Source organism: Bacillus sp. MMSF_3353, from assembly GCF_030733445.1.
Taxonomy (GTDB): domain Bacteria; phylum Bacillota; class Bacilli; order Bacillales; family Bacillaceae_G; genus Bacillus_A; species Bacillus_A wiedmannii.
In genome coordinates, this window is record NZ_JASHJA010000009.1 from 165580 (window position 1) to 172647 (window position 7068).

At 38.4% G+C, this 7068-nt stretch carries 7 protein-coding genes and 1 pseudogene; all 8 read left to right on the forward strand.

The features are described 5' to 3' along the window. Window positions 1-63: 63 nt before the first annotated feature. Window positions 64-1137 (forward strand): M42 family metallopeptidase, encoded by a 1074-nt coding sequence (locus tag RBB48_RS19755; RefSeq protein WP_001031515.1) that lies wholly within the window; start codon window positions 64-66, stop codon window positions 1135-1137. Window positions 1138-1422: 285 nt separating this feature from the next. Further along, entirely contained in the window at window positions 1423-1932 is a 510-nt protein-coding gene (locus tag RBB48_RS19760; protein ID WP_088609955.1) for a DUF84 family protein, read from the forward strand. Window positions 1933-2015: 83 nt separating this feature from the next. Beyond that, window positions 2016-2330, forward strand: a complete 315-nt coding sequence (locus RBB48_RS19765; protein ID WP_000838193.1) for a thioredoxin family protein — start codon at window positions 2016-2018, stop codon at window positions 2328-2330. A gap of 78 nt (window positions 2331-2408) precedes the next feature. After that, window positions 2409-3221: a DUF1444 domain-containing protein gene (locus RBB48_RS19770; protein ID WP_306007987.1), complete on the forward strand. Its 813-nt coding sequence runs from the start codon at window positions 2409-2411 to the stop codon at window positions 3219-3221. Further along, window positions 3218-3832 carry a YtpR family tRNA-binding protein gene (gene ytpR / locus RBB48_RS19775; protein WP_088609954.1) on the forward strand — a complete coding sequence of 205 codons (615 nt, stop codon included), beginning with the start codon at window positions 3218-3220 and terminating at the stop codon, window positions 3830-3832. Before RBB48_RS19770 ends, ytpR begins: the two co-directional genes overlap by 4 nt. 194 nt (window positions 3833-4026) lie before the next feature. Next, complete coding sequence (locus tag RBB48_RS19780; protein ID WP_087984841.1) at window positions 4027-4371, forward strand: thiamine transporter; 345 nt, start codon at window positions 4027-4029, stop codon at window positions 4369-4371. Window positions 4372-4409: 38 nt separating this feature from the next. After that, a complete protein-coding gene (locus RBB48_RS19785) occupies window positions 4410-5366 on the forward strand; it encodes an N-acetylmuramoyl-L-alanine amidase (RefSeq protein WP_097889186.1) in 957 nt (318 codons plus the stop codon). Window positions 5367-5520: 154 nt separating this feature from the next. Next, window positions 5521-7068 (forward strand): annotated as a pseudogene (locus RBB48_RS19790) (DNA translocase FtsK); the annotation flags it as partial.

A 7068-nucleotide genomic window follows, 5' to 3' on the forward strand; every position in this document is an offset into this window, starting at 1 on the left:
CATTTCGAAAATTTCGTTACAATAAAAGAGGTATTCTACTAAGGTTTGAAAGAAGGGGACTTCGTGAATAAAGAGACATTACAATTATTTCGTACGTTAACAGAATTACAAGGTGCATCAGGTTTCGAACATGATGTACGCCGTTTTATGAAGCAAGAATTAAGCAAATATGCGGATGAAATTGTGCAAGACGGTTTAGGTAGCGTATTTGGTCTGAAAAAAGGGGACGAAACTGGCCCACGTGTTCTTGTAGCAGGTCATATGGATGAAGTAGGTTTCATGGTTACGCAAATTACGAAAAACGGGATGCTTCGTTTTCAAACGTTAGGCGGCTGGTGGAGTCAAGTGTTATTAGCGCAACGTGTACAAGTTATGACGAAGAATGGTCCTGTTATTGGGGTTGTTGGTTCTATTCCTCCTCATTTATTAAGTGACGCGCAACGTGCAAAACCGATGGATATAAAAAATATGTTAATTGATATAGGTGCAGATAGCTACGAAGATGCGATTGAGATTGGTGTAAAACCAGGACAACAAATCGTGCCAATCTGTCCGTTTACGCCGATGGCAAATGAAAAGAAAATTATGGCGAAAGCTTGGGACAACCGTTATGGATGTGGCCTTGCAATCGAATTATTAAAAGAATTAAAAGATGAAACATTACCAAACACATTATACTCTGGTGCGACTGTACAAGAAGAAGTTGGTCTTCGCGGTGCACAAACTGCTGCAAATATGATTCAACCAGACATTTTCTATGCGCTTGATGCAAGTCCAGCAAACGATGCATCTGGTGATAAAACGCAGTTCGGTCAATTAGGAAAAGGTGCTCTTCTTCGTATTTACGACCGTACAATGGTAACACATAGAGGAATGCGCGAATTCATTTTAGATACAGCAGAAACACACAACATTCCGTACCAATACTTTATTTCACAAGGTGGTACAGATGCGGGCCGTGTACATACAAGTAACTCAGGTATCCCATCAGCAGTAATTGGTGTTTGCGCACGTTACATTCATACACATGCTTCTATTTTACATGTTGATGATTATGCGGCAGCAAAAGAACTCATTACGAAGCTTGTAAGAGCAACGGATAAAACGACGTTAGAGACAATTAAGAATAACGCGTAGAGGAGAAGGGCGAAAAACCCTTCTTTTTTTAGGTTGAATAGACGCCCCAGCGGTGTGTGGTGGCGGTTAGTGCTTAATAGGTGCTCGAATGGTGTATTAAGACCGTGGGTAGGAAGAAAGAAGAAGCCTGTTTTTTTGTTTAGGACCAATAATATTGCGGAAAGCCATCTTCTTTTATAGGTAAAAGGGATTCCACTGTGGTGTGTGATAGTGGTTGGTACTTAATTTGTGCCGAAGCGGATATTGGATGGAACAAAATGATGAATTTTTATAGAGGTGAACGAAATGAAAGTAGTAGTTGGATCGAAGAATAAAACGAAAGTTGGTGCTGTGGAGAAGGTTTGGAAAGATGCTACAATTACATCTATTTCTGTTCCTTCAGGGGTAGCAAATCAGCCGTTTACAGATGAAGAGACGATGCAAGGAGCGGTTAATAGAGCGAAGCGAGCGCTACAAGAAGGAGAAGCTCAAATTGGTATTGGATTAGAAGGTGGCGTAATGAAAACGGAGCACGGTTTATTTATGTGTAACTGGGGCGCGCTAGCAACAAATACCGGTAAAACATTCGTTGCAGGCGGTGCACGTATTAAGTTACCAGATGATTTTTTAGCACCTCTTGAAGATGGCAAGGAGTTAAGTGAAGTGATGGAAGAGTTTGTACAAAGAAAAGATATTCGTAGTCACGAAGGTGCTATCGGTATTTTTACAGATGATTATGTCGACCGCACGGAATTATTTGTACATGTTGTTAAGTTACTTGTTGGGCAATATAAGTATGACGAAAAGCAAGCATAAACCTTGCACCATGCGCGATGTATGGTAGTATAAAAGAAAGATTATAACATGAAAAAATGCACTCGTTAGAGGAGGAAATATAGATGAAATCATTAGAAAGCATGGAGCAATTCCAACAATTGAAAAATGAAGAGAATGTAGTCTTTATGTTCTCAGCAGAATGGTGCCCAGACTGCCGTTTTGTAGACCCGTTTATGCCAGAAGTAGAAGAGAAATATAGTGATTTCTCATTTTACTATGTAGATCGTGATGAGTTTATTGATCTATGCGTAAAATTAGACGTATTTGGCATTCCGAGCTTTGTAGCGTACAATAAGGGTGAAGAAACAGGTCGCTATGTAAACAAAGATCGTAAAACACAAGAGCAAATCGAAGAGTTCATTGAAGGTTTAAAATAAGGCAATTTGCCAATTGAATTGTAAAACAACCTCTACCTTCGCGGGGGAGGTTATTTTTTTGGAAGGGAGGAAAAAGAGATGAAGATGACAAGTAAAAAGATGAAAGACGAGTTAATGAAGAAATTATCTCGCCCAGAATGGGACTTTCAGTATGATAGCGAGAAAGAAGTTCTACGTATAGAACAGAAAGACTCGAAAAAAGGTATTAACGTATCGCTTCCAGGAGTTATGGCAAAATGGGAAGTGAATAAAGAAAAAGCAATTGAAGAGGTTGCTTATTACGTACAAGAAGCGTTAATTGCGATGCATAAAGAAGAAAATAGCGCAGCGAAAATTTTACCTGTTATTCGCTCTACTTCTTTCCCGAAACAAGCAGAAGAAGGAAATCCGTTTATTATGACGGATCATACGGCGGAAACACGTATTTACTACGCGTTAGATTCGAATAAAACGTATCGACTCATTGATGAGCGTCTATTACAAAAATTAGAACTTACAGAGCAACAAGTGCGTGAGATGGCATTATTCAACGCTCGCTCATTAGGTTATGAATTTAAACAAGAAACAGTAGCAGGGAATACATTCTACTTTTTAAACACAAATGATGGGTATGATGCGACGCGTATTTTAAACGAATCGTTACTACAATCGATGCGTGAAAAGATTTCTGGTGACATGGTTGTTGCTGTTCCTCACCAAGATGTATTAATTATTGCTGATATCGTCAACGAAATCGGTTATGATATTATTGCACAAATGACAATGAAATTTTTTGCCGAAGGGCATGTTCCGATTACATCACTTTCATTCGTATATGAAGATGGAGACTTCGAGCCAATCTTTATTTTAGCGAAGAATCGGAAGAAGACAGACGGAAAAGAGAAAGGATGAACGAAGTGAACGTTTTTTACAACCTTGAAGGAATTGGTGACACTCTAATTGTTGCCTTACAAGATATTACTTTAGAGAACCGTACTTTTGATCGCAAAGGAGATGTTGCACGCGTATACGATCGTGAAAGCGATGTAACAGCAGGATTCAACATCTTTAATGCGTCTTCTTACTTAGAAGTAAAAGAAACAGGTAACCTAACATTAACGAAAGAATTTGTAGAAAAAATCAACGGGATTTTAGCGAAGAACGGCTTTGAAGAAACAGTAGAAGCAGATCTTTCTCCAAAATTTGTTGTAGGCTATGTAGCTGAAAAAGAGAAGCATCCAAATGCTGATAAGCTAAACATTTGTAAAGTAGAAATCGGTACAGAAACATTACAAATCGTATGTGGCGCACCGAACGTTGATGCAGGACAAAAAGTTGTCGTTGCAAAAATCGGCGCTGTAATGCCAAGCGGTATGTTAATTAAACCAGCTGAACTTCGCGGTGTTCCTTCTTCTGGAATGATTTGTTCAGCACGTGAATTAGAGCTTCCAAATGCTCCACAAGAAAAAGGTATTCTTGTATTAGAAGATAGCTTTGAAGTTGGACAAGAGTTCAAATTTTAATTGATGTAAGAAAAGAGAGGTTGTCCTTTTGGACAGCCTCTCTTTTCTGTTGAATCATTGATATATTGCGAGTTGTGACAGATATATTCAAAAAATCGTTCATATGATAAGGATGTCACCTTTTTTCTCAAAAACTATATTGTATTTTATAAACAAACTAGTTAAAATTTAGAAAAATAGAAGGGGATAGACGTATGAAACAACAACTAAAAATCGCAGAACTTCTGAAACGAATTGAAACTTCAAAACAGCAAGATATCGAACTAGGTTCCTATGAAATATATGTGTTTAGCGAAAATGAATTAGAAAAAGGACAAATCGGTTATCGATATGATAAACATAAAAATTCATTAATAAGTGAAGAACATGGAAAATGGAAAGAAGAATGGATTGTTATCGGATATGAAACAGATATGGGGGATCCGATTTTCGTAAATGTGGCTGATGGTGCGTATTTAGTTTATACGGCAGAGCGTGGTACAGAAACATGGCAACCCGTTCATATTGGAAATATGGATGAGATTATAAAACAATTATAAAAAACTTTGAGACCGGTGCAAAGTGATGGGAGAAACACATGAAGTATATAAAAATAATGAGCATGATTGTATTCATTGGAATATATATGGGAGGTTGTTCGCAAGAAGAGCCGAAAAAAGAAGTAACATCTTCTATGCAGGAAAAAAAACAAGATAACAGGGAAGACGCACCGGTAGAAAAGCAGCAAGAAGAACAAGAAAAGAAAGAAGAACCGCAAGCAGTTCAAACGAATGAGCAAGTGGAGCAGAAGCAGGAGGAAGTGCCGGCCGAGGAAAAGAAAGAGGAAGCTACGCCAGCGCAGCCAACAGAGCAACCGCTGCAAAATAATGAACAAAAAGTAGAGAGTAATGAAAAACAAGGAAAGTTTCTTGTTGTTATTGATCCGGGGCATCAACAAAAAGCAAATTTAAATTTGGAGCCAATCGGGCCAGGAGCAACGACGCAAAAATATAAAGTGACAGATGGTACAACTGGTGTTGTGACGAAAAAAAGAGAGGCTGTTCTTGTATTAGAAATGGCTTCCGTATTAAAAGAAAAGTTAGAAGCAAAGGGAATACAAGTATTAATGACGAGAACGTCACAAGATGTGGATATAAGTAATAAAGAACGCGCGACATTTGCGAATGATCATAAGGCGAATTTATTTTTACGTCTTCATGCAGATGGCTCTGAAAATCCGAATCAAAGTGGATTTGCTGTATTAACGCCGGCAGAAGGAAGTCCGTACACGAAAGAGATTTATGCTGAAAGTCTTCAAATCTCTCAAACGATTGTAAATAAAATGAGAGAGAATCATCAAGTGAAAGTAAATGGAATTAAATTCAGGGATGACCTTTCTGGATTTAATTGGGCAAAGGTTCCTGGCGTACTATTAGAACTTGGATTTATGTCAAATTCTGAAGAAGATAAAAAATTATCTGACCCACAGTATGTAAATTCTTTATTGCAAAGTGTAACGGATAGTGTAGATGAGTATCGGAAGAGTAAAGCTTAAACGCAGTCTTACATGGAAGGCTGCGTTTTTCCATATGAAAACACTTGTAATTAGAATGTTATGGATAAATATGACATGCTTAATTTTACCTGCACTTTTTGCCGAATGCTGATACAATAAAGGATGTTACTATTTAGTAGAAAGAGTGGTAAGCATGTTAGATTGGATGAAAAAGCTGTTTAACAAAGAGGAAGAACAAACAGCGATAAATAAAGAAGTACCAAAGCAAATCGAAAGTCAGCCGAAGATCCCTCGTGTAAACCACTACACTGAAGCAAGAGAAGCACAAATGGCAAGTCGGAATGCAGGTAAATGCCGTTTTCCATTAGTACCGGATAATGGGTTCGATGAAGAGGATGTTATAGCAACAGGGCATTTTGAAGAACAACCTGTTCAAGTTGTAACATATGAAAATCAGCCTACTCAAAGAGGGGTCAAAGTGGAAAGAAGTAGACGACAGTATGTGGAAAAAGTAGTTTCTACATATGAAGAGCCGGCAGTACAATATGAACCGGAGAGAGAGCCTGTCGTAAAGAAAGCATCTGCACCTTCGCAAGAAAGTAACCGTAGACCATTTCGTCCAACAGAAATGATCTCGCCAATTTACGGATATAATCGTCCTTCTGTAGAGAAAAAGGTAGAAAAGCAGGAGGAAAAAAAGGAAAGAGAAGATCTTGAAATATCTGTAGAGGGCAAATCAGTCGTTGATGCATGGTTAGAGAAAAAAGGATATACATTATCTGATTTCTCAGAAGGACAAGCAACGAATTCTTCCAGTCATGAAGGTGTTGATCAGCGAGATCAACAAAGTAAAAAGGAAGAAAAGTCAGTTGTCGATCAATGGCTAGAGAAAAACGGTTATGAAATTGAACGCCAAGAGCCTATAGTAGAAGAAAAAGAAGTGGTTCAAGAAATTAGTGCACAGCAGGCAGTTCCAGCGGGTGAAGTACCTCATCAAACAATTGCTGAGCGTATGGAAGATGCTAAGCAAGAAAGTGATGTAGTGGTCAAAAACATTCTACAAACAGAATTAGTAGATTCTAAAGTGGAGCACGAGGATACAATATTATCAGAAGAAACTAAACGTAATACAGAAATAGAACAACCTACTATTGAAGCAGAAAAGCAAGCTCCAGAAGAATCAGTGATTGTCAAAGCAGAAGAAAAACTTGAAGAAACAATCATCGTGGAAATACCAGAAGAAGTGGGAGTAATTGCAGAAGCGGAAATACCAGAAGAAGTGGAAGTAATTGCAGAAGCGGAAATACCAGAAGAAGTAGAAGTAATTGCAGAAGCAGAAGAGCTAGAAGAAGTGGAAGTAATTGCAGAAGCAGAAGAGTCAGAAGAAGTAGAAGTAATTGCAGAAGCAGAAGAGCTAGAAGAAGTGGAAGTAATTGCAGAAGCAGAAGAGCTAGAAGAAGTGGAAGTAATTGCAGAAGCAGAAGAGCTAGAAGAAGTGGAACCTATAGCACTTGAGGAAACACAGCAAGAAATGGTTTTAAATGAAGCAATTGAACTAAAGAATGGATTCATACATGTTACTGAGGTTGATGAACAAACGAAAAAAGATGTTCAAAGCTTTGCAAATGTTTTAATTGCAGAAGAACAACAAGTTGTAGAAGAAGCGCCGATTGCGGAAGAGCAGTCAGTTGTAGAAGAAGCGCCGATTGCGGAAGAGCAGTCAGTTGTAGAAGAAGCGCCG